General features: G+C 38.3%; 18 protein-coding genes. 16 read left to right on the top strand and 2 right to left on the bottom strand.

The features are described 5' to 3' along the window. Positions 1 to 2 precede the first annotated feature (2 nt). The 4 genes from LJC66_RS07375 to LJC66_RS07390 all read left to right on the top strand — a co-directional run bounded on the left by LJC66_RS07375 (position 3) and on the right by LJC66_RS07390 (position 6,027). The gene (locus tag LJC66_RS07375) at positions 3 to 866 is read left to right on the top strand and encodes an ABC transporter permease (RefSeq protein WP_028408096.1); all 864 of its coding nucleotides are present in this window, start codon (positions 3 to 5) and stop codon (positions 864 to 866) included. Positions 867 to 887: 21 nt separating this feature from the next. Beyond that, positions 888 to 1,769, top strand: coding sequence for a glycine betaine ABC transporter substrate-binding protein (locus tag LJC66_RS07380; RefSeq protein ID WP_230932144.1), 882 nt, complete (start codon positions 888 to 890; stop codon positions 1,767 to 1,769). Positions 1,770 to 2,388: 619 nt separating this feature from the next. Then, positions 2,389 to 5,154: a CHASE3 domain-containing protein gene (locus LJC66_RS07385; RefSeq protein WP_195694899.1), complete on the top strand. Its 2,766-nt coding sequence runs from the start codon at positions 2,389 to 2,391 to the stop codon at positions 5,152 to 5,154. Between the two features lie 18 nt (positions 5,155 to 5,172). Next, positions 5,173 to 6,027, top strand: a complete 855-nt coding sequence (locus LJC66_RS07390; protein WP_013056253.1) for a CheR family methyltransferase — start codon at positions 5,173 to 5,175, stop codon at positions 6,025 to 6,027. Positions 6,028 to 6,055: 28 nt separating this feature from the next. Here the strand turns inward: LJC66_RS07390 and LJC66_RS07395 are convergent, their stop codons facing one another. Together LJC66_RS07395 and LJC66_RS07400 are read right to left on the bottom strand one after the other, a co-directional pair. Continuing rightward, positions 6,056 to 7,198 (bottom strand): SpoIIE family protein phosphatase, encoded by a 1,143-nt coding sequence (locus tag LJC66_RS07395; RefSeq protein ID WP_195694898.1) that lies wholly within the window; start codon positions 7,196 to 7,198, stop codon positions 6,056 to 6,058. 186 nt (positions 7,199 to 7,384) lie between these two features. Continuing rightward, entirely contained in the window at positions 7,385 to 7,999 is a 615-nt protein-coding gene (locus LJC66_RS07400; RefSeq protein WP_230932145.1) for a LysE family translocator, read from the bottom strand. Between the two features lie 289 nt (positions 8,000 to 8,288). Between LJC66_RS07400 and LJC66_RS07405 the strand changes: the two genes are divergently transcribed. The 12 genes from LJC66_RS07405 to LJC66_RS07460 all read left to right on the top strand — a co-directional run bounded on the left by LJC66_RS07405 (position 8,289) and on the right by LJC66_RS07460 (position 24,130). Beyond that, positions 8,289 to 9,662, top strand: coding sequence for an amino acid permease (locus LJC66_RS07405; protein WP_195694896.1), 1,374 nt, complete (start codon positions 8,289 to 8,291; stop codon positions 9,660 to 9,662). 170 nt (positions 9,663 to 9,832) lie between these two features. Beyond that, positions 9,833 to 10,525: a Crp/Fnr family transcriptional regulator gene (locus LJC66_RS07410; protein WP_028408102.1), complete on the top strand. Its 693-nt coding sequence runs from the start codon at positions 9,833 to 9,835 to the stop codon at positions 10,523 to 10,525. Positions 10,526 to 10,561: 36 nt separating this feature from the next. Continuing rightward, positions 10,562 to 11,278, top strand: a complete 717-nt coding sequence (locus tag LJC66_RS07415) for a YjjG family noncanonical pyrimidine nucleotidase (protein WP_230932146.1) — start codon at positions 10,562 to 10,564, stop codon at positions 11,276 to 11,278. 226 nt (positions 11,279 to 11,504) lie between these two features. Then, positions 11,505 to 13,193, top strand: a complete 1,689-nt coding sequence (ggt, locus tag LJC66_RS07420) for a gamma-glutamyltransferase (RefSeq protein ID WP_230932147.1) — start codon at positions 11,505 to 11,507, stop codon at positions 13,191 to 13,193. 587 nt (positions 13,194 to 13,780) lie between these two features. Then, positions 13,781 to 15,235, top strand: a complete 1,455-nt coding sequence (locus tag LJC66_RS07425) for a glycoside hydrolase family 68 protein (protein ID WP_195694893.1) — start codon at positions 13,781 to 13,783, stop codon at positions 15,233 to 15,235. A 96-nt stretch (positions 15,236 to 15,331) separates the two neighbouring features. Further along, positions 15,332 to 16,897 (top strand): glycoside hydrolase family 32 protein, encoded by a 1,566-nt coding sequence (locus LJC66_RS07430; protein WP_269067542.1) that lies wholly within the window; start codon positions 15,332 to 15,334, stop codon positions 16,895 to 16,897. Between the two features lie 107 nt (positions 16,898 to 17,004). Beyond that, the gene (locus LJC66_RS07435) at positions 17,005 to 17,439 is read left to right on the top strand and encodes a ferritin-like domain-containing protein (protein WP_013056263.1); all 435 of its coding nucleotides are present in this window, start codon (positions 17,005 to 17,007) and stop codon (positions 17,437 to 17,439) included. Positions 17,440 to 17,740: 301 nt separating this feature from the next. Then, positions 17,741 to 19,201 (top strand): MDR family MFS transporter, encoded by a 1,461-nt coding sequence (locus LJC66_RS07440; protein ID WP_230932148.1) that lies wholly within the window; start codon positions 17,741 to 17,743, stop codon positions 19,199 to 19,201. A gap of 485 nt (positions 19,202 to 19,686) precedes the next feature. After that, positions 19,687 to 20,877, top strand: coding sequence for a glycine C-acetyltransferase (locus LJC66_RS07445; protein WP_230932149.1), 1,191 nt, complete (start codon positions 19,687 to 19,689; stop codon positions 20,875 to 20,877). A gap of 37 nt (positions 20,878 to 20,914) precedes the next feature. After that, entirely contained in the window at positions 20,915 to 21,874 is a 960-nt protein-coding gene (locus tag LJC66_RS07450; RefSeq protein ID WP_230932150.1) for an L-threonine 3-dehydrogenase, read from the top strand. Between the two features lie 210 nt (positions 21,875 to 22,084). Further along, entirely contained in the window at positions 22,085 to 22,549 is a 465-nt protein-coding gene (hutP, locus tag LJC66_RS07455; protein ID WP_013056267.1) for a histidine utilization transcription antiterminator HutP, read from the top strand. Positions 22,550 to 22,909: 360 nt separating this feature from the next. Next, positions 22,910 to 24,130 carry an MFS transporter gene (locus tag LJC66_RS07460; protein WP_230932151.1) on the top strand — a complete coding sequence of 407 codons (1,221 nt, stop codon included), beginning with the start codon at positions 22,910 to 22,912 and terminating at the stop codon, positions 24,128 to 24,130. Positions 24,131 to 24,273 lie beyond the last annotated feature (143 nt).

Below are 24,273 nucleotides of genomic sequence, written 5' to 3' on the forward strand. Positions count from 1 at the left end.
ATATGATGGTAAATTCCGCGACGATTCCTCGCATCCCTTTAGATAAATGGGCAAATTCGTTTGTTGATTACATGATTGATAGTTTTTCAGGTGTATTTACTGGAATTAACCAGATAATGACCAGCTTAATAAGCAGTCTCGAATGGGCATTGACGGCTTCTCCTCCACTAGTAACGGTCGTTGTTTTTGTTCTATTAGCGCTATGGTTAACAGATTGGAAGATAGCTGTATTTACATGTTTTGGTTTACTTCTTATTATTAGCTTGAATTTATGGGAAGCATCGATGCTGACCTTATCTCTCGTTTTAGCTTCTACTATTATCTCACTTCTATTTGGCGTTCCTTTAGGCATATTATCACACCGCTTTAACAAAGTTGGAGCAGTGATAAAGCCCATTCTTGATATTATGCAAACAATGCCTGCTTTTGTTTACTTAATTCCGTCCGTACTTTTATTTGGATTAGGGAATGTTACAGCTCTTATTGCTACTTTTATTTTCGCAATGCCGCCTGCGGTTCGTCTGACGCTGCTTGGACTTCAGCAAGTTCCCCAAACCACTTTAGAAGCAGCAGAAGCTTTTGGAGCGACGGAATGGCAAAAATTAATTAAAGTCCAGCTGCCGCTCGCTTTGCCTATGATTATGTCGGGTGTAAACCAGGTTATTATGCTATCTCTTTCGATGGTTGTTATTTCTTCAATGGTCGGTGCAGGTGGCTTGGGTGCTGAGGTATTAAGAAGCATCAGTATGTTGGATGTAGGCTTAGGATTTATCGGTGGGATTGCGGTTGTCATTATTGCCGTTATTTTAGATCGTCTGACGCACCTTTCTACTCAAAAAAGAAAAGGTATTCAATCAAGTAAATAAAATGAATAAAGGTGGGAGTATATGAAACAATCAAAAAAATTTTCTTTTATTATGCTAACAATCGTCATTATGCTGCTTGTCTCCGCATGTGGCAATAGCAATACAGCAAGCGGCACGACGACTAAAAAAGAAATTACAATTGGATACATACCATGGGACGAAGCCGTAGCTGTTACGTTTCTATGGAAGGAATTATTAGAGGGAAAAGGTTATAAAGTTAAAGCAGTTCAAAGCGACGTAGCTCCGCTTTTCTCAGGAGTTGCTCAAGGAAACATTGATTTATTTTTGGATGTATGGATGCCGACCATCCATAGTGCTTATATGAAAAGGTTTGGAAAACAAGTTGACGTGCTCGGTACTTGGTATGATCAAGCAGATAGCGGATTGGCCGTTCCCGACTACGTAGACGCGCAGTCACTAGCTGATTTAAAAAATAAGAAAGATGAGTTTAACGGAAAGATTATTAGTATTGAACCAGGATCTGGAATAAACGGCCTTACTAAAGATCATGCGATGCCAAGCTATGGGTTAACAGACTGGAATTTAGTAGAAAGCAGCACAGCCGCCATGTTATCGGAGTTAGATAAAGCCATTGCTAATAAAGAACCCATTGTTGTTACGTTATGGCGCCCCCACTGGGCTTTTGAAAAGTATAATCTCAGATACTTAAAAGATCCCAAAAATACGATGAATCCAACTGGACCTGAAAAAATACAGTCGATTAGCAAAAAGGGATTTAAAGAAGATTATCCAGAAGCAGCAAAGTGGCTGAAAGATTTTTCTATTAGTGCCGATCAACTAGCATCTTTAGAATCAGAAATTAACAGTGCAAAAGACGAAACAAAAGGTGTGAAAAACTGGATTTCTAAAAATAAAAAAGTGACGGAAAGCTGGGTAAAATAATAGATGGAAAAGAAAAGGTTGTCTCATAAGTGAAGCTATTGACTTAGAGACTGTTTTTTTGGGGGAGAACTTTTTATCTGCAGTTTTGCTAACGGATTAAGTTCGGTAAAATCTCAATAAATGAAAGTTTTTTAACCTGATATGTAAATTAAAAAAATATATTTAAATTAAAAAAAGTGGCATTGCTTTCTATTATCCAAGTACAATTTAAATAATGAATGCTTTACGTTTCGCATGTAAGTATTTATTTATACCTATGTTGTCATAATTTATGTGATTCCCCAAAGCATAAATTACTTTTCATTACCTTATTGTGTACAAAAATATTGTAAGATAGGCTCATGCTTTTAACAGCATGGGCCTATTTTTATAGACAGCTTGAAAATAGGTATTTGCAAACTGGAAAATTAATCTTTCCCTCTTGTACAATAAATATTCTTCTGTACAAAAATAGAGTGTATAATAGGAATGTTGACTTGATAGGAAAAAGAGAGAGCCTTATCAAACAAAGGAAAATGGAGTGGAGAGAGTGTACCAAACGTAAAATGGTACAGCAGCAAAAATAAACATGTTTTTCGAATGCTTCTAGAAGAATATCTAGAATGAAAGTAGGAACATTATGGAAAAGAAAACGAGGTTTGGCATCAAATCCAAAATTATTATTGGATATTTAATTGTTATTGTCTGTTTATTTATTGCATTTATTGTTTTAAACAGTCAAATTTCATCTTTGCAAAAAGAACGAAATTTTATCATTGATCATGATATTGAAGTGCATGATCTGACCAATCGAATTGAAAAACACCTGCTCGATATGGAAACCGGACAAAGGGGCTATATTATTACAGGAGAAGCGAGTTACTTAGAGCCTTATAACAGTGCAGCATCAAGTTGGGAAAAAGATTATAATGCGCTGTATCAGCTTCTAAATAATAATCCAAATCAGCAGGAGAAACTGGAGAAGATTAAAGGAAGCATTCAAGACTGGATTGAAGCTGCTGGTGAACCGACCATTGCATTTAAAAAAGAAAATAATACAAAAGAGCTTCAGCAGTTTTTTGAGAAAGATCCTGGGCGCCAGTATATGGATGATATACGCAGCCAGTTTACTTCTTTTAGAAATGTAGAGAAAAAATCGACTGAAACAAGAGCAACAGAGTTAGACGAGAAAAATCAAAAAATTAAAATTGGACTTTACGGTTTGCTGTTATTTGTTACGCTTGTTTCACTTGCTATCGCTATTGTTTTGTCCAATTCCATTGTGAATACGATTAAAGAAGTTACGCAAACGATCAAACGAATTACGGCTTCAAAAGGCGAGTTAAAAGGAAGAATTAAAGTTCGATCTAATGATGAAATTAAAGATTTAGGGATAGCTACGAACGCGTTGTTAGAAAATATTGAAGAGCGAAACTGGCTTCAAACGAACATTGCTCATGCTGTAACGATGTACCAAGGTATAGCATCTGTAGACAAGCTTGCGGAAAAATTTCTCTTTACGGTTTCAGAAATGACAGGAGCTTCTTTCGGAGCATTTTATGTTCGAGAGGAAAATGATAAAGGAGATCTATTCGTCAAACAAGCTGCTTTTGCAGATAGAAAAGGCGACGCGGGAAGAGAGAGCTTTTTGATAGGCCAAGGGCTTATTGGACAAGCTGCTTTAGAAAAAAGAACCCTTGTCATAAACGATGTACCTGACACGTACCAGCTCATTGCTTCAGGATTAGGAGACGTAAAACCTAAGAGTATTTTTATTGTGCCCGTCTTATTTGAAGATGAAGTAATTGCAGTTATCGAGCTGGCATCGCTGCACGAATTTACAGTTTTAGAGCAAGAACTTATTAGTCAAGTGATTGAAACGTTTGGTCTCACTATCAATGGTGTAATCAGACGAATGGAAATTGCCCGTCTATTAAAAGAATCTCAGGCGATGACAGAAGAGCTCCAGGCTCAGTCTGAAGAACTTCAAACACAATCAGAAGAGCTGCAAATGCAGTCTGAAGAGCTGCGTATGATTAATGAACAGCTAGAAGAAAGAACAAAAGATGCAGAAGAAAAATCGTTTGAATTAGAGGCTGCAAAAGAAGATTTAGAAGAAAAAGCGCATCAGCTGGAATTGAATTCTCAATACAAATCTGAATTCCTTGCTAATATGTCGCACGAGCTTCGAACACCGCTTAACAGCATTCTTATTCTGTCTGAAATGCTTGAGGAAAACGCGGCTAAAACGCTATCTGAAGATGAAGAAGAATATGCTCGTATTATCCATTCTTCAGGAAAAGACTTGTTGGCATTAATCAACGACATCTTGGATTTATCAAAAGTAGAGTCTGGAAAACTAGATGTCTTGCTTGCTGAGATGAATATGAGTGAGCTTCCAGATCAAATTGAACGTAATTTCAGCCACGTTGCTGAACAGAAAGAAGTGCAATTAAAAATTAATAAAGCACAAGATGTACCGGACATCATTCACACAGATGAAAAGAGATTCCAGCAAATTGTGAAAAATCTTTTATCAAATGCATTTAAATTTACGGAATCGGGATCTGTCACAGTATCTATTCAACGAGTAGCTGACCATCGTCTTACAACAGCTATGCGTACAGTCGATACGGATTGCTGGCTAGAAATAGCTGTAGCTGATACAGGGATTGGTATACCAAAAGAAAAGCATCAGCTTATCTTTGAAGCGTTTCAGCAGGCCGATGGAGCTACGGTTCGCAAGTACGGAGGAACGGGACTTGGCTTATCTATTTGCAGTGAGTTTGCAAAATTATTGGGCGGCTGGATTTCCCTAAGCAGTGAAGTAGGAAAAGGAAGTACGTTTACACTCTATCTTCCTAGTCTCTCTAACGGTCTTGTTGACTATGAAAAAGTAAATTTTGCATATGAAGAAGTAGCAGTATCTGTAGAAGAAGCTGTAGAAGAACCTAAACCTGAAGCAGAAATAACTGAAATTCATTATCCTGTACAACCAGTTGAACCTTCATTACAAGATGATGAAAATGTATTTCAGGATAAGCGAGTGCTCATCGTAGATGATGACCAGCGCAACATCTTTGCCTTAAAAACTGCGCTAGCTAAACAAGGTATGACCATTATGACAGCTCATAACGGAATAGAGTGTCTTGAAATGATGAAGAATAGTGAACCATTTGATCTCATTTTAATGGATATTATGATGCCGCAAATGGACGGATATGAAGCGATGCAGAAAATTAGAGGAGAGCTAAAGCTTGTTGATTTGCCTATTATTGCATTAACCGCTAAAGCGATGAAAAATGATCGTGAAAAATGCTTGGAAGCTGGAGCATCAGATTATATCAGCAAACCTTTAGATTTGAATCAGCTGTTCTCCGTTATGCGTGTATGGCTAGTAAATTAAGCGGGGTATGAAACATAAATGGATATGAAGCACCTAGATTTAAGTGAAGACTTAGTTATGAATAAAAAAACAGATTTGGAGATTGATTTACTGCTGACGGCTATTTATCGATTAACAGGATTCGATTTTAGACAGTACGCTAAATCTTCTATCTGTCGCCGGGTCTATAATCGAATGAAAATTGAACGTATTCCAACCGTATCTCGATTGTTAGAAAAAGCAATTCATGAAGAAGAATTTATGAATCAGCTTTTAAATGATTTTTCGATAAATGTAACAGAGATGTTTCGCGATCCCAGCTTTTTTAAAGCATTTCGCACAAAAGTGATTCCGGTATTAAAGGATTATCCAGAAATTCGCATTTGGCACGCTGGCTGCGCAACGGGCGAAGAGGTATTTTCTATGGCGATTCTTTTAGAAGAAGAAGGGTTAATGGATAAAACGGTCATCTACGCAACCGATATGAACGAAGATGTATTAGAAAAAGCAAAACAAGGTGCCTTTTCTTTACGTAAAATGAAGTCATATACAAAAAATTATATTCAAGCCGGTGGAAAGAACGCCTTCTCGGAATATTATCAGACGGATCATCACTATGCATATTTTCATCCGTCGCTGTTAAAAAATATTATCTTTGCTCAGCATAATTTAGTCACGGATCAGTCATTTAATGAATTTCACGTCATCATTTGCCGAAACGTCCTTATTTATTTTACAGCTCAGCTGCAAAATCAAGTGTATAATTTATTTTCAGAAAGCCTGTGTGCAAAAGGATTTCTTGGGCTTGGTGATAAAGAAACGCTTCGCTTTGCTGAAGGAGCAGCTTCTTATATCGAGTTTGCAGGGAACGAGCGCATTTATCAAAAGCAATAAAAAAAGACCTCATTTGTGAGGTCTTTTTTTATTGTGCTTGGGCTTGAATCATAAGCACGCACATGTCATCAGGCTGATTTAACTTTTGTTCTTCTGAAAAAATTTCATTCATAAATGTCTGCGGATTTGTCCATTTTTGTTCAGTAAGCTTTTGAAGACGAAGAGCAGATTCATTTTCGCAAGGGCCCATTGATTCAAGAGCTCCGTCTGTAAATAGCAAAATTTGCACATCGTTTTCAAAGCTGACAACAGATTTCTGAACGTCCATTTCTTCAAAAAAACCTACAGGGCAGCTTCCTCGTTGAAGAGGAACAAGCGTATGTTCATCCACTAACATATAACCTTCTGGATGCCCCGCATTCACATATTCTACTGTCTTAGCTTTCGTATCAATCACTAAATAAATAGCAGTGAAATAGTAAGGGATTTCATCTTTTTCGCTGTGCAATAATTCCATGTAGCGATTCAACTCTGTAATAACCTGCTCAGGGTCTACGAGAGACTTGATAGCTTCTCTGAGCACAGACGAAATAAACATACAAACAAGCGAGGCAGAGATGCCGTGCCCCATCATATCAAAAAGGATAATTCCGTACCGGTGCTCGTCAATTTTGTGCCAATAGTACATATCACCCGCTAATTTAAAAGAAGGATAATATGAAACTTCCATTTGAATATCTTTCTCTCGTAAAGGGGGACTGAGTAAGTTTTGCTGTACGTGCGTAGCTAAATCTAACTCAGTTTGAATTTTCTTTTCATGTTCCGTGTGCCAGTCAATTTCTGCTTTAAGACGTAAGGCTACCCGCATACGAGCCAGCAGTTCCACTTTATTGATCGGCTTTGTAACGTAATCTGTTCCGCCGGCGTCTAGAGCTTCTACTAATTTGCTGCTGTCTTCTAGGGCTGTGACAAAGATAATTGGAATATGTTTTAAGCGTTCTACCTGTTGAATTCGCCTGCAGGCTTCGATTCCATCAATTTCGGGCATCATAATATCAAGTAAAATCAAATCGACCGAATTCGTTTTTGAGTTCTCATCGTCCAGGTTAAGATAGTCAAAAAGGGCATGGGCAGACGTAAGAGACACACAGTTATCGTAGCCAGCGCCTTTTAAAATTTTTTCAATCACAAATAGATTGACTTGATTGTCATCTACTAGAAGAATGGTCATGCTTTATTTCCCCTTATTATGTTTGAAGACTAATGATTGAGTATGTAGTTTTCAAGCATTTTTTATACTTTTTCTGTTTTTCTATTTATCTATTATACAGAAAACACAGCGTTTAGGGTATTTTTTAAGATTATTCTTTTCTATTTAAAAAGTCACTTGTCCCCAGAAAAGGAGACAAATAACTTTTTATAGCAACTTGTATAACGCAAATATCCCGAAAGTCAGTACTACCGCTCCCGAAATACGATTTATCCAGATCAAGCTGTTATTCGTAAACTTCGACCGGGCAAGACTAATAGCAAAACTGAGCGAAAGCCACCAGCAGGCCGATCCTAAAAATACGCCTGCAACCATTGTCAAAGCAGAAGCAGCATCAAATGCTGATTTACTAATGCCTACACCAGAAAATACGCCAATAAAAAATAAGATCGTCATTGGATTCGTAACCGTTAAAAAAAGAACGGATGTATAAGAACGAAGTAAACCTTCTCCTTTAGCAGCGGCAGCGTGCTCTGCAGGTCGAGAACAAAAAGTTTGTACACCTAAATAACATAAAAATAATCCCCCAATCAGCTGAAGCCAAATCTTTTGGGTTAGTAAAAAGGTTGTAATGAACGTTAGGCCAAACGCAGCGATGCATCCATAAAGAGCATCTGCTGTAGCTGCTCCCAGCCCGGATACAAATCCGTGTAATCGCCCTTTAGATAACGTGCGGTTGATACATAAAATCCCAATGGGACCGACGGGAGCAGCAACGGAAAAACCGATCACTAACCCCTTTAGAAAATAAAATAAGTTCATCTTTTACGTTGCTCCTATGAAGTTTTTCTTTAGTATAGTACAAAAGCAATCGTGAATGAAGCCAAATTTGAGAAAGTTGTTAACACATATTTTTAGTCTGTTCGGGTACATCATAATGGTGTTATAAAAAACATCACTAGTAAATTTATTTTAATCATTAAAAAGTTCAAAAACTAAATTATTTTACACAGAAAATTAAATGTAGTAAAATAATTCACTGTTACATATATAGAAAGATCTACCACTAAAAAGTAGTCACTCGTAATGAGATGAAGAGAGGTTAGTCATCATGAGTAATCTGTTTGTAAAAAAAGATGTTAACAAGCTGTTAGAGGAAAATGCAGCAAAAGAATCAACTAAGACACTGGGGTTATTTGATGTTATTTTGATGGGAGTAGGAGCAACTATTGGGACAGGAGTTCTGGTTATAGCAGGGCTAGTTGCCGCCAGGGATGCAGGGCCCTCGGTCTCCATTTCCTTTGTTATTTCTGCAGTAGCCTGTATTCTTGTTGCACTGTGTTATGCAGAATTTGGTTCAGCTGTTCCAAGTTCGGGAGGCGCATATACATACATATATGTTTCATTAGGAAAATTTGCAGCGCATTTGATAGGGTGGTCCATCGTAGGATGCTATACGGTATCTTTAGCTTCCGTAGCGGGCGGATGGTCATCTTATGTGAATAATGTGCTTACTGAATTTGGTATTAGACTTCCTGAATCGTTCACGGCTATACCAAGCGATGGAGGTGTTATCAACCTTCCCGCGGTATTTATTGTGCTGTGCATGTCGTTTTTATTAACAAGAGGGGTAAAAGAAAGTAAAAAAATAAATAACTTAATGGTTTTAATCAAGATAGGTATTGTTCTTTTATTTGTAGCTGTCGGCGTCTTTTTTATTCATACAAATAACTGGCATCCATTTACCCCTTTTGGTGTGAAAGGAATCTTTGCAGGCGCAGCTTCCGTCTTTTTTGCTTATAACGGATTTGATGCCATTTCTACTTCGGCAGAAGAAGTGAAAAATCCGCAAAGAAACTTGCCGCTAGGTATTTTGATTGCACTGAGTGTTTGTGCAGTCATTTACGTAGTAATTGCATTAGTATTAACAGGAATGGTTTCTTATAAAGAGCTAAACGTAGGCGATGCATTGTCATATGCGCTCAATAGCGTAGGACAAGAATGGGCAGCGCTCATTGTATCTATAGGAGCGGTTATTGGTATTATGGCCGTCGTATTTGCTTATTTGTTTGTCGTGCCTCGCATACTGATGTCAATGAGCCATGATGGATTATTGCCGTCTCTTTTTGCGAAAGTAAACCGAAAAAACAGTGAACCTGTCATATCCACATGGCTTGTCGGGGCGTTAGGCGCGATCGTAGCTGGTTTTGTTGATTTAAAACAGCTGGCAGATTTAGCGAATATGCTGGCGATTGTCACGTTTGCTGCCGTTTCATTTTCGATTTTGGCTCTGCGAAAAAGTCAGCCTAATTTAAAACGCGGTTTCAAAGTACCTTTTGTACCATTTATTCCGATTATTGCTATTCTTTGCTGTATCTTTCTCATGTTCAACTTATCAATGAAAACGTGGATGTATTCAATCGGCTGGATGCTGATTGGCGTCTTTATTTACGTTGGATACGCCAGAAAGAACAAGAGCGCTTAACAAAAAGACTCTAAGCGAACAAGCTAGAGTCTTTTTTGTGTATATATTTCTCTTGAAAGTGATCTATGAACATAACGTAAAAATTAAAACTTTATTTGAGACATATGTCCTTTTTATTTTAGGAAGTGTTATTGTTTAATAAAAGAAACCGTTATGATGGAGAGGAAAACATGAGGGAAATTACGAGTGAGAAACAGCTGATGGAGTATATAAATACTTATAAATTAGAGTCGGTTTTCAAAAAAGAGTTACTACCGCATTTGTCACTGTATGATGTCGAGGCAGGGGAACGTCTTTGTTCTCAAGGAGATGCGTCTCACTGTTTGTACATATTGATGAAAGGCAAGGTTAAAGTTTATACCATATCGCCCGAAGGCAAGACGCTTGTTCTTTCCTTTAAACAGCCCCTTGAAGTAATAGGCGATATTGAGTATGTACAAGATGTTGAGATTATGAATACGGTTGAAGCCGTTTCACCTTTAGTTGTTATCGGCATACCATACAAACGATTAAAACAGCATGCGAGCAATGATCCACAGCTGCTGACGTTTTTACTGGAAATGCTCACAAAAAAGTTTTGCGCAAAATCGAACTCGCTAAGCTTTAATTTAATGTACCCAGTGGAAGTACGGCTGGCTAGTTACTTGCTCTCTATTTTTTGTGAAGAATCGCATTTGGTTATGAATCAAAAAACAGAAAGCTTAAAAGATATAGCTAATTTAATCGGAACGACTTACCGGCATTTAAATCGTGTTCTTCAGAAATTTGTAGCGCAAGGAGTTATTGAAAAAAAGAAAGGCTCCATTATTCTCAAAGATAAGGAAAAACTGAGCTGTCTAGCAAACGACAATATATACGAGTAGAAAAAGTAATAGATTAGTTGAAGGGGAGAGAGAAGAATGAAAACATACCGAACGCTGCTATTTGACATTGATAATACGCTTTTAGATTTTAATGCAGCCGAAGAGCAGGCTTTACAGCTTCTTTATGCTAACCACGATATTCCGCTGACTGAGGAAAGCAAAAAACGTTATAGTTTAATTAACCAGGGGTTATGGACAGCTTTTGAAGAGAATAAAATAAGCCGTGAGCAAGTTGTAAATACTCGCTTTTCTATTCTATGTAAAGAATATGGAATAGAAAAAGACGGAAAGCTACTTGAAGCAGAGTACCGAACGTATTTGAACAATGGCCATCAGCTAATTGACGGAGCAATTGAGGTAATTAAAAATCTGAGCAGGTACTATGATTTGTACGTTGTTACAAACGGAGTCTCGGCTACACAGTATAAGCGCCTTCAAGACTCAGGCCTATATCCTTATTTTAAAGAAGTATTTGTTTCAGAAGATACAGGTTTTCAAAAACCTATGAAGGAATATTTTGATTATGTTTTTTCACATATAGAAGAGCTGTCCGTACATAAAACATTAATTGTCGGAGATTCTTTGAGTGCAGATATTCAAGGCGGACAGCTAGCCGGTATTGATACCTGCTGGTTTAACCCTCAGGCAAAAAAGAACGATACAAAGTGGGTGTCAACCTACGAAATAGGAAGACTTCAAGAGCTTTATGACTTGCTGAACGTAAGTAATGAAGCAGCTTCGTTACAAGTGTAAAATATATAATAAAAGAAACAAAAAAACACCAGTCCTTTCCTCTGAATAAAAAGGCTGGTGTTTTTTATTTTATGGCTTTTGAGAGCTTAAAAATAACTCTAGGGATATCGGTCTATGAACGTAATTACTAAGGTAATCAATACATATTTAAACAGTTTTATCCCAAAAGCAATAGGGTATTTTAACAATATCCCAGATAAAGTAAGTAACTAGGAGGTCGTAAAAGATGATTAATGGAAAAAGCTTATCTCGTTCAGGAAAGAGTTCATATAGAAGAGAAACAGCGGTTGGAAAAACAGGAATGGTAGCCAGTGCTCATCCAATTGCAACAGACGCCGGAGAACAAGTGCTAAGAGCTGGAGGCAACGCAATTGATGCAGCAATTGCCGTTCAGTTTGGGCTCAACGTCGGAGAACCGATGATGACCGGTATTGGAGGCAGCGGCTTTTTTATGGTGTATCACAATGAAAGCAAAACAACTAAAATTTTTGACGGGCATTCTCAGGCTCCTAAAGCAGCTTATCCTGAAATGTTTCTTGATGAAAATAAAGAAGTTATTCCGTTTAGAAAGCGTTCTACTCATGCAACGGCAATTGGAATTCCAGGGATTTTAAAGGCGATGGAAGCAGCTCGTAAAGAGTATGGAACAAAACCCCTTGCTGAATTGATTGAACCGGCTGCCAAAGCAGCAGAAGCAGGTGTGGAAACAAACTGGGTTCTTGGAGATATTTTAAAAACATACGCTTACCGACTAGGAGAACATGCTAAGCAGCTATATTCCCCAAACGGCAAGCCTATGCAAGAAGGAGATATGATTAATAAAAAAGATCTTGCTAAAACATTTCGTATTCTTCAAGAAAAAGGTATCGAGGCTTTTTATGAAGGTGAAATTGCAGAAGCCGTTATTTCAACGATCAAAGAGCACGGCGGTTTTATGGAACTGTCGGATTTGAAAGAATACCAGATTAAGATCGATGAGCCCGTGTGGGGAGATTATAAAGGATACCGAATTGCTTCTTCCAACATGCCTAGTGCAGGAGGAACCACCGTGCTGCAAATCTTAAAGCTATTAGAGGACTTTGATGTGTCTCAATACGACGTGAAATCTTGGGAAAAGTATTATTTGTTTGCAGAGGCTATGCGCATTGCATTTTCAGATAAAATTGCATTCTCTGGAGATCCAGCCTACAGTGACATTCCACTAAAAGGGCTTTTAAATGACGAATATATAAAGGAACGTCAAAAATTAATTAATTGGAAACATAAAAATGAGAAAGTTGATTTTGGCAACCCGTGGGATTATGAGAAAGGCCAAAAAGTGAACGTGGTGCGTCAGCCTTATGAACCTGAACGTGAGCTTAGTGAAACAACTCACTTCACCGTAGTTGACCGCTGGGGTAACATTGTCGCTTGTACATCAACTGTGGAACATCCTTTTGGTACAGGAATTATGGTTAAAGACCATGGGTTTTTACTCAACAACGAGCTTACTGATTTTGATGCTATTCCTGGAGGATTAAATCAAGCGGATGCAGGAAAGCGTCCGGTTAGCTGTAAAAGTCCAACCATCGTTTTTAAAGATAGCGAACCTGTACTAACTTTAGGATCTCCAGGCGGACCAACGATTGTAGGGTCTGTGTTTCAAACACTTATGAATGTCTTAGACTATGGAATGGATATAAAAGAAGCGATTGAAGAACCAAGAATTTTCAATAGTACAGGATCACTTATCGGTTGGGAAGCCGGAGTGGATATGAATGCCAAAGGAGAGCTAGAAGCCATGGGATTTAATTTTGGAGATGAGCCATTCCCAATCGGAAATGTTCAAGGGATTCAAATCGATAAAGAAAACGGCCGTTTATTTGGAGCAGCTGATTCCAGCCGTGAAGGAAAAGCAACTGGCTTAGACTCTTAATAGTTAAAAAATACATTGTACGCCCTCTCTTTTTACAAAAGAGAGGGCGTACAATGCATTAAAAAAGATAAAAATGAGTAGGTAAAAAGAAGGAATATTTTTTTCTGAAAACATACTTTAGACCTTTATTATTATCAGCCTAATCTTCAGAAAGGAAAAAGAATAGAACGTTTTCATGTCCGGCTAATAAAAAAAAGGTACTGATTTTTTAAGAGGTTAATGAAAACAAAATGGTCGGAAAGTATAAAAAACGGAATAGCGTTTTCAATGCTGGAAAGATAAAGTGTTTAATCATGTAGAAGTATAAAACGAAACGTCTGGAAATCGTGGTTTGAAATGTAAAAAAAGCCGTACACTTTTGTTAGGAAAACGGTTACATAAAAAGGGCTCTTACAAGTAAACTTTGGTCCTAGTTACAGCTCAATGAAAAAGATAAAAATGAGAAATAGCTACATTTGGCATGTTTGACTTTCGTCATTTATCCAAGTAATCTTTTGGTTGAACGGAACCGGTTCTGTTTTCGGATTTTTGATAGCTAATTGAATTAATAAATTTATATTTTTTACTAACACAAAAGGAGAAAACATATGAAAATGAAACGAGTTGCTAAGCATACAACTGCAGCTACATTGGCTGCAGCCCTACTAGTAGGTGGAGGATATCAAACATTTGCTAAAGGAAATGACAGTAAAGACTTTAATAATAGCTACGGCATTTCGCATATTACTCGCGATAATATGGTGAAAATTCCGCAGCAGCAAAACAGTGATCAGTTTAAAGTTCCTGCTTTTGATGAATCAACTATTAAAAACATTGCTTCTGCTAAAGGAAAAGATGCATCAGGAAATACAATTGACTTAGATGTATGGGACAGCTGGCCATTACAAAATGCTGATGGAACAGTGGCGACTTATCATGGATATCAAATTGTGTTTGCACTAGCAGGTGACCCAAAAGATTCGAATGACACGTCTGTTTATCTTTTCTATAAAAAAGCTGGAGACAAATCTATTGACAGCTGGAAAAACGCTGGAAGAGTGTTTAAAGACAGCGATAAATTCGTTCCGAATGACCCGCATCTTAAAAATCAAACACAAGAATGGTCTGGTTCTGCCACGTTAACAAAAGATGGTAAAGTTCGTTTATTCTACACGGATTATTCAGGTAAACAATACGGAAAACAAACGTTAACGACAGCTCAAGTGAACATGTCTCAGCCAGACGATACTACGTTAAAAGTTGACGGAGTAGAAGATTACAAGTCAATCTTTGATGGCGACGGAAAGATTTATCAAACGGTTCAGCAGTTTATTGATGAAGGCGGGTATGACACAGGAGATAACCATACGCTAAGAGATCCTCACTACATAGAAGACAACGGACATAAGTACCTTGTTTTCGAAGCGAACACTGGAACAGAAGATGGCTATCAAGGCGAAGACTCTTTATATAACAGAGCATACTATGGAGGAAACAATCCTTTCTTCCAATCTGAAAAGAAAAAGCTTCTTGAAGGATCTAATAAAGAAAAAGCTTCTTTAGCAAACGGGGCTTTAGGCATTATTGAGTTAAATGACGACTATACGCTCAAAAAAGTAATGAAGCCGCTTATTACATCAAACACAGTTACAGACGAAATTGAACGTGCAAACATCTTCAAAAAAGATGGAAAATGGTATTTGTTCACCGATTCTCGCGGATCTAAAATGACAATTGATGGAATCGGACAAGATGATGTGTATATGCTAGGCTATGTTTCAAATACGTTAACAGGAAAATATAAGCCTTTAAATGATACAGGATTAGTTCTTCATATGGATTTAGATCCTAATGATAAAACATTTACGTATTCTCACTTTGCTGTACCTCAAACAAAAGGCGATAATGTCGTTATTACAAGCTACATGACAAATAGAGGCTTTTATGAAGACAATCACTCTACATTTGCACCAAGCTTCTTAGTAAATATTAACGGTTCAAAAACATCTGTTGTAAAAGATAGTGTTCTTGAGCAAGGTCAGTTAACAGTAGATGAAGACTGAGCGCTTCGCAATAGCAACAAAAGAAAATGGTGATTGTAATCACCATTTTCTTTTGTTTTATTCGATGTAGACAAAAAAGAGAAAGGTGGGGTTTGTTTGAAGAAAAAAGGTGCTTATAAATGGATAGCGCTTGCCGTTCTTTTAGTTGTAATAGCCGGACTCATTATAGCAGCCGTATCCAAAAAAGAGGATACAAAAGACCATGGAAAAGAAAAAGAGAATAAAAGTGAATCCACTTACCGCCCAGTGTATCACTTCAGCACGCCTGATAAATGGAAAAATGATCCTCAAAAGCCCATTTATTTTGACGGGAAATATCATTACTATTACTTATACAATCATGATTATCCTAAAGGGAACGGGACGGAATGGCGACATGCAACGTCTAAAGATTTGGTTCATTGGAAAGATGAAGGAGTAGCTATTCCAAAGTATACAAATAAAAATGGCGATATATGGTCCGGATCGGTTGTAGAAGATAAAGAGAACACAGCAGGGTTTGGTAAAGGCGCAATTGTAGCGATTATGACCCAGCCTTCTGCCGATGGACAAAAGCAAGAACAGTATCTATGGTATAGTACCGATAGAGGAAAAACCTTTAAATCATATAGCAAAAATCCTATCATGCCTAATCCAGGCACCAAAGATTTTAGAGATCCCAAAGTCATATGGGATAATGAACATGAAAAGTGGGTTCTCGTCATGTCAGAAGGTGAAAAAATCGGATTTTATGAATCTTCTAATCTAAAGGATTGGACGTATACGGGAGGATTTGTAACTAAAGATATTGGCATTACCGAATGTCCAGACCTTTTTCAAATGAAGGCAGATGACGGGACAGTTAAGTGGGTTCTCGGGACAAGTGCAAATGGAAAAGAAAGCGGAAAGCCAAACACCTATGCTTATTGGACAGGAATTTACGATGGAACAACATTCACTCCCGACCTGGACGAGCCGCAATGGCTCGATCATGGCTTCGATTGGTACGGAGCAGTCACGTTTGAAGACGGTAAAAATAAAGGTTCCTTAAAAAAACGCTACGCTTTTGCATGGATGAATAACTGGGATTATCCAGATAAGACGCCAACGATGAAAGAAGGGTTTAACGGCTTCGATTCAGTAACCCGTGAAATTATGCTTTCAAAACAAGACGACAATCAGTACAGCCTGTTATCAAAGCCTGTCGAAGAATTAAATCAGCTAACTGATTCAACAAACTCTCTTGAACAAGTAGAAGTGAATGGAGAGAAAAAGTTAAAGATAAAAGGTGAAGCTTATCAGCTTGATACAGATATTTCATGGTCAGATGCAGAAAATGTAGGCTTACGACTTCGAGAGTCCGCCGATCAAAAGCGGCACATTGATGTGGGTATTTTTGCAAAAGATAACGTCTCATATGTGAACAGAAGCTATAGCAATCAGCCTGATCAAAGCAAAGAGTATGTGGAAAGCCGTGATTACTTTGATGCAGGCAAGAAAAATGTTTATTTGAAGATATTAGTAGATAAAACAAGTATTGAAGTCTTTGTTGATGATGGGAAAACCGTGCATTCTAGCGAGGTGTTTCCGCGTCACAACGACCAAGGAATTACGCTTTTCTCTCAAGGAGGAACGTCTCTCTTTAAAAATATAGAAATCAAACATTTTCGTTCCATTCAGTAATTTCCCTACTTTTAAAAAGAAGGAGCAGAATATCGCCTTATTGTGGTTTAGTACTAGGCAGAAAGGGTACATGTCTACTAACAGCAAATGAAAGGGTGTTTATTCAAATGGAAGAGAAAATGAGACAACTAATAGAGGGACTTAATACCGATTTAGCGGGTGAATATTCGGCGGTTATTCAGTACACTTACTATGCGTCTACAGTAACCGGCCTAGAATATCAAATTTTAAAACCTTTCTTTGAAGGAGAAATTCCTGACGAGCAAGGACACGCCCTTTATTTATCGGAAAAAATTAAAAACCTTGGCGGTGAGCCAACAACAAAGCCGGCTGAGGTGAAGCACGTTTCAAACGTGACGGAAATGCTTAAAGAAGCGAGCAAGGCTGAAAAAGAAACTATCCAGCGCTACGAAGAGCGTAAAAAACAAGCAGAAGAGTTAGGGTTAACAGAGCTTGTTGTAAAGCTTGAAGATATGATTGCAGATGAAACAAATCATATGGAAGAAATGGAACGTTTATTAAAAGATCCCCGACTAAGTTAATCATACAAAATACGTAAAAGCATCCCGTACCAGGTGTTACGGGGTGCTTTTTTGTAATTTGAAAAGGAAATAAAACATCATGTACGCATGTTTCTATCAATGAAAGGAAAGTCATATTTTTGAAATTATCTATCGCTTTGAAAAAATTTATAGTAAAATAATTATTTGGCTGCATATGGCAGCAACTATACGCGGGGCATCACATACATATAAAGGCTAAAAGGGTATCCATATATTGAAACCGCTTTTATTTTCTATAAAAAAAACCATGGTATGCCCGCAGTTACAAGGAGAGAGAAAGATGAGGAAACGAATCATGACAGCGCTGCTGCTTGTCACTGTTTTAGCTGCAATGGAAGGAACCATTGTCAGTACGGCTGTTCCAAGAATTACAAGTGATTTGTCGGGCATTGAGCTAGTTAGCTGGGTATATGCCATTTATATGCTGACAACTGCTGTATCTACACCTATATACGGAAAGTTAGCGGATCTATTCGGCCGCAAAAAAGTGATGCTTGTTGGAATCGTTATTTTCTTAATCGGATCGATACTTTGCGGACTTAGCTTTTCGATGCAGCAATTAATTGTCTATAGAGCTATCCAAGGGCTGGGCGCCGGGGTCGTTATGCCGCTTACAATGATTATTATTGGCGACTTGTATGAAGAAGCAAAAGAAAGAGCCAAAGCGCAAGGATGGATTAGCGCAGTTTGGGGAGTTGCGGGAGTTCTCGGACCTCTTCTTGGGGGATTCTTAGTGGATACGCTGTCTTGGCGATATATTTTCTTTTTGAATATACCGTTTGGACTAATGGCTTTTTTTGTTCTTTTAGTAAACTATAAAGAAGAAGTGGTAAAAGAAAAACGCTATATCGATTATATTGGAGCGGTGACGTTTTCAGTGGGAACAATTGCGTTTTTATACGCGCTTTTAACCGGAAGTCAGCATCAAAACTGGGGAGATCCGACCATTATAGGGTTATTTGTTCTAGCTGTTCTGACATTCATTGGCTTTATTTATATAGAAAAGAAATCGCCCGAACCTCTTATCCCGCTTGAACTGTTTTCCATTCGAAGTGTATCTGTTATAAACTTATTAACACTTCTTGTCGGATCAGTAGTTATTAGTATTACGGTCTACCTTCCAATTTGGAGTCAAGGAGTGCTGGGGAAAAGTGCAACCGCTGCTGGTTTTGTATTAATGCCTATGCCAGTATGCTGGACGATTGGTTCACTGCTTTCAGGGAATTTAGTAGGGCGTCTTAAAACGCACTCCATCCTTACGCTGGGCACGGCCATTGTAAGTACGGCTTGTTTTATGCTGTTTTTAGTTTCCACCCACTCACCCGTATTTTTAATTTATGTAGCCGTTGGGGTCCTTGGGTTAGGAATGGGTATTATTACGCCTATTTTTATGCTGGTTATTCAATCAGCGGTCCCGGCTAGCAAAAGAGGAGTAGCGGTGGCTCTTAATACGTTTACAAATACATTTAGTCAAACGCTAGGTTCTGCGGTGTTTGGTACAATCTTTAACTTAGTGACACTTTCACAAGCAAAGAAATTAGGGCAAGAAAATTTAAATGCTTCGTTTGAGACAGGCGGAGTACCAGCAGAAGAACTGTCAAAGCTGCATGAAATTCTTGCATCAGGTGTTCACATTATTTACAGTGGAACATTTTTAGCTGCATTACTAAGCTTTGCTGTTTCATGCTTCCTAGTAAAAACAAGACATGAAAAAATAAAAAATATATCTGTGCAAAAGTAACGAAAGAGGCTGAAACACAAGTATTTTAGTTGAAGGACAATCCGAACGAGTTTGATTAGGAATCAAACTCGTTCGGATTTTTTATAGGTATGGTGAATGTAGCTTTCACATATCTAGCTGCTTTTAGCTGTTGATTGGATTGATTTCGTTATATATCAGTCTCTTCTTTTAAAAAAATATCAAAGAAAGAAAGAAAAAAGATATTGTCTGATAACGTTCACGCAAACTCATTCATAATAAGAAGGATTTTTATCAATGCAGAAAATTTTTTATTTTTTGTTTTTTTAGTATGGACATTTACCTAGTTGTTGATTATTATGAATTCTATAAGCATTGAATTTTAAGCGCTTTCAAAAGAAACATTTGTCTTTCTCAGGAATACACTTGATTTTTAACTCATATACTGTAAGTGCTTAGATGAATCTTTTAATGGGGAAAAGAGAAGTTTATAAGACGTGTTGAACAACAATGAGGGGGTATGGAAGATGACAAGCAGACGTTTAAAAGAATTCTTGAATAATAATTTAGAAGATTTAAAAGATAAAGGATTATACAATGTCATTAATCCGGTAGAGGGGCCCAATGGACCTGTGATTCAAATTGAGGGAAAGCAATTAATTAATTTATCATCCAACAATTATTTGGGGCTTGCTACAGACGAGAGGCTTATTAATGCGTGCAACGAAGCCACTAAAAAATACGGAGTGGGGGCTGGAGCTGTCCGAACGATTAATGGAACTCTAGATATTCATATTAAGCTAGAGGAAAAGCTAGCCGAGTTTAAGCATACAGAAGCAGCTATAGCTTATCAGTCTGGGTTTAACTGTAATATGGCAGCCATCTCCGCGGTTATGGATAAACATGATGCAATTTTATCAGATGAGCTGAATCACGCTTCAATTATTGACGGATGCCGGCTATCAAAAGCAAAAATTATTCCTTTTAAGCATTCGGATATGGAAGATCTTCGTGCAAAAGCAGGCGAAGCACAAAAATCCGATTTATATAATAAAATAATGGTAATTACCGATGGTGTGTTCTCAATGGATGGAGACATTGCTAAGCTTCCGGAAATTGTAGAAATCGCAGAGGAATTTGACTTAATCACATACGTAGATGATGCTCACGGGTCGGGCGTATTAGGGAACGGCATGGGCACAGTTAAACATTTTGGCTTATCTGAAAAAGTAGACTTCCAGATTGGAACATTATCAAAAGCGATTGGAGCTGTAGGTGGGTACGTAGCCGGAAAAAAAGACTTAATCGACTGGTTAAAAGTAAGAAGCCGTCCGTTTTTGTTTTCGACTGCTATTACACCAGGCACGGCTGCTGCCTGTATGAAAGCAATTGAAATCCTAAGCACAAGTACAGAGCTGCAGCAGCAAATGTGGGAAAACAGTCGGTATTTAAAGCAAGGATTAAAAGAACTAGGCTTTAACATTGGGGAAAGTGAAACACCTATCACTCCGTGCATCATAGGAGATGAAAACCAAACCCAGATTTTTAGTAAGAGATTAATAGAAGAAGGGGTATACGCTAAATCAATTGTTTTCCCAACCGTTCCAAGAGGGACAGGACGCGTTCGCAATATGCCGATGGCTGCTCATACGAAAGAAATGTTAGATGAAGCACTTCGTATCTACAAAAAAGTAGGCAAGGAAATGAAATTAATCTAAACGTTGAATCTAGGCAGTACACGAGGAGGATATTGACATGAAAAAAGTATTAATAACGGGTTCTTTAGGGCAAATCGGTTCTGAGTTAACGGCGAAAATGAGAGAGAGATATGGTTCAGAAAATATTATTGCCACCGATATTCGCAAAACGACGAGCGATGTCGTGACTTCAGGTACATTCGAGATTTTAGATGTAACGGATCAGACTGCGTTATTTACGATCGCTAAAAAGCATAAAGTTGATACGATTATTCACTTGGCTGCGCTGTTATCAGCGACAGCCGAGCAAAAACCGCTTCTAGCTTGGAATCTAAATATGGGCGGATTAGTAAACGCGCTCGAAGTAGCACGCGAGCTTCAGTGTCAATTTTTTACTCCAAGTTCAATTGGTGCATTTGGTCCAACGACTCCAAAAGACTGGACGCCGCAGGATACAATTCAACGTCCTACCACGATGTATGGTGTTAATAAAGTAGCGGGTGAATTACTTTGCGATTACTACCACCATAAATTCGGAGTAGATACACGAGGGCTGCGTTTTCCAGGCTTAATTTCATACGTAACGCCTCCAGGTGGAGGGACAACGGACTACGCTGTTGAAATTTATTATGAAGCCGTTAAACATAAGCGCTATACGTCTTATATCGACAAAGGAACATATATGGATATGATGTATATGCCTGATGCACTGAACGCTGTTATCCAACTAATGGAAGCAGACGGTTCTAAGCTGAAGCATCGAAATTCATTTAACGTTTCTGCCATGAGCTTTGATCCAGAACAAATGGCGACTGAAATCAGAAAAACGATTCCGGAATTTGTGCTGAATTATCAAGTAGATCCTGTTCGACAAGCAATTGCGGAAAGCTGGCCTAACCATATAGATTCCAGCTGTGCAATAGAAGAGTGGGGGTTTAAAACAGAATATAACCTAGAAAAAATGACGAGAGAGATGCTGGGAAAGTTAAAAGTTGAATCACAGCTTGTCTTAACGTAAGTAGAGAAAAATGATTTCTTCCTTAAAATTAAAGTAAGCGCTTACTAAAAGGTAGGTTACTTGTTTATGCAAGTTCTACTTCGTAACAGTGGTGGACAGTACACATAAATCTCCTAATCCTTTAAGTGAGCGCTCGTTCGTTGAATAATCAGCACCTTTGTAAGTACCGTCTGTTAAAATAATAAGGGGATAGAAGGGAGGGAATGACAGTTGAGCAATAAATTTCAACAAGTTAATGATTTTTCAATGGGAAGATTAACATCTTTACTCGTTCTTTTACATAATACGGAACTAGCTGAAGGTATTGAAAAGGAAATTAATGAGAGAGGATACAGCTACACAGTAGGAAAAGTCGGAGCGATGGAGCTGTCTAAAGTCGTGGCGGCAATTGAAACGAGCGCCAAGACAAACAAAATTATTAATGCCCAGTCGTACCGGGAAGTTCACGCTCTTTATCATGCTATACTTGAAGCCATTCAAGGAGTTAGTCGAGGAACGCTGCAGCTGGGTGATATTTTACGGACGGTAGGACTCACATTTTCAATCGTGCGCGGAAAAATTGAGTTTTCAGGATCAAGCGACGAATGGATTAGCGTTTGTGTGTATGGAACGATAGGTGCGCCTAAAAAAGGCTTTGAACATGATACATTAGGCTTTGGTTTTAACCACATTTAAAAAATAATGAACGAAATAGTACGAATGTAAAAATTGAGAGATGTACATAGACATAGCTGCTTTAAAGAAGATATTTTTCTTATTGAAAGGTTCTGTGCGGCGTGTTAACATAATAATTAATATAATAACTGCCTTTAAGACGGTCCAGAGAGGCCGAAAAGGACGGATCACTCATTTACTGCTTCTATGCCTATCTGTGCCCTTTTGCCCTCTGCGACAAAAGGGCTTTTATGTGTTACTTACCTCTTTTAAACGAAGTCCAGAGAGGCTTCAAAAGAGAATGGAGATATGTTATTTATCCATTCCTTCAAAAAAGAAAGAGCGTTGATACGGAAAGAATACACTGGAGGGTGGAACAACATGAATTATCGTAACAAGACAGTTGTAGCATCAGTAGCAGGTTTGACGTTAGAAGGGATGGACATTATGTTTATCTCGTTTGCTATGTCAATGATTATTGCTGAATTTCACATTGATTTAGCAACAGGTGGACTTATTTCTTCTATTACGAATATAGGAATGCTGATAGGTGGAGTCATCTTCGGAATTTTAGCAGATAAATTTGGAAGAGTGCGGGTTTTTACCTACACGGTTCTTCTATTTGCAGTCGGAACGGCATTAACAGGTTTTGCAGCAAATGTTGAACAAGTGTATGCTTCGCGATTTATTGCCGGAATTGGGGCTGGAGGAGAGTACGGGATTGGTATGGCTCTTGTAGCAGAAGCGTGGCCGAAACATAAGCAAGGACGAGCTTCATCCTATGTTAGTATTGGCGCACAATTTGGAGTGATCCTTGCGGCGCTTTTAAGTTCTCTAATCCTGCCGATTTTCGGATGGAGAGCGCTGTTTTTTGTGGGAGTCATCCCGGTCATTTTTGCTTTTATCGTACGAAAAAATTTAAACGAATCTCCTGAGTGGCTACAAGCTCAAAAAGAGAAAACAGCGGTTGTTAAAAATAATGGTAAGCTTCGTCAATTATTCGCTACGCCTAGGACGGCGATGACGACTATTTCGCTGGCAGTGATGGCTACAGTCCAAATTGCAGGCTATAACGGACTGATGATATGGCTTCCATCTATGCTTCAGCAATCACAAGGCCTCTCTGTTTCAAGTTCAGCTCTTTGGACAATCAGTACAGCCGTGGGAATGATTATAGGCATGCTAACATTTGGTCAATTTATGGACCGTTTTGGATCGAAACGTACTTTTGGAATCTTTCTTCTTGCTTCAGCTTGTGCGGTATTTTTATACTCGTATGCCGAAGGAGGTGTAGGGCTGCTTATAGGAGGAGCTGTGGTCGGATTTTTCTCAAACGGAATGTTCGCGGGATACGGAGCATTGATCAGCAGCCACTATTCAGTAGAAGTTCGCAGCACTGCAACGAACACCATTTTTAACTTTGGGCGAGCGCTCGGAGGGTTATCACCCATTCTTGTCGGCTATCTTTTGCAAAGCTATGATATGACAGTAGCGATGACGTACTTGGCGGGGCTATACTGTATTTCGTTTATTTTTATGGTAAGTCTTAAAAGAACGGGAGAAAAGAAAGTGAAACAAATGGACGCTCAATCTGTTCTTTAAAATAAAAGATAGATTCTATGCTTTTCTGGAAAAAACCGCGCTTACTCAAAAGGGCGGTTTTTTCGAGTGTATAAAAAATAAGTTCAGGTGTTATATGGTTGTTTCTTTCGCAGATGCTTTATTAACAAAGACCTCTACATTAT

It is taken from the genome of Priestia sp. TSO9, from assembly GCF_021029645.1.
GTDB lineage: Bacteria > Bacillota > Bacilli > Bacillales > Bacillaceae_H > Priestia > Priestia megaterium_E.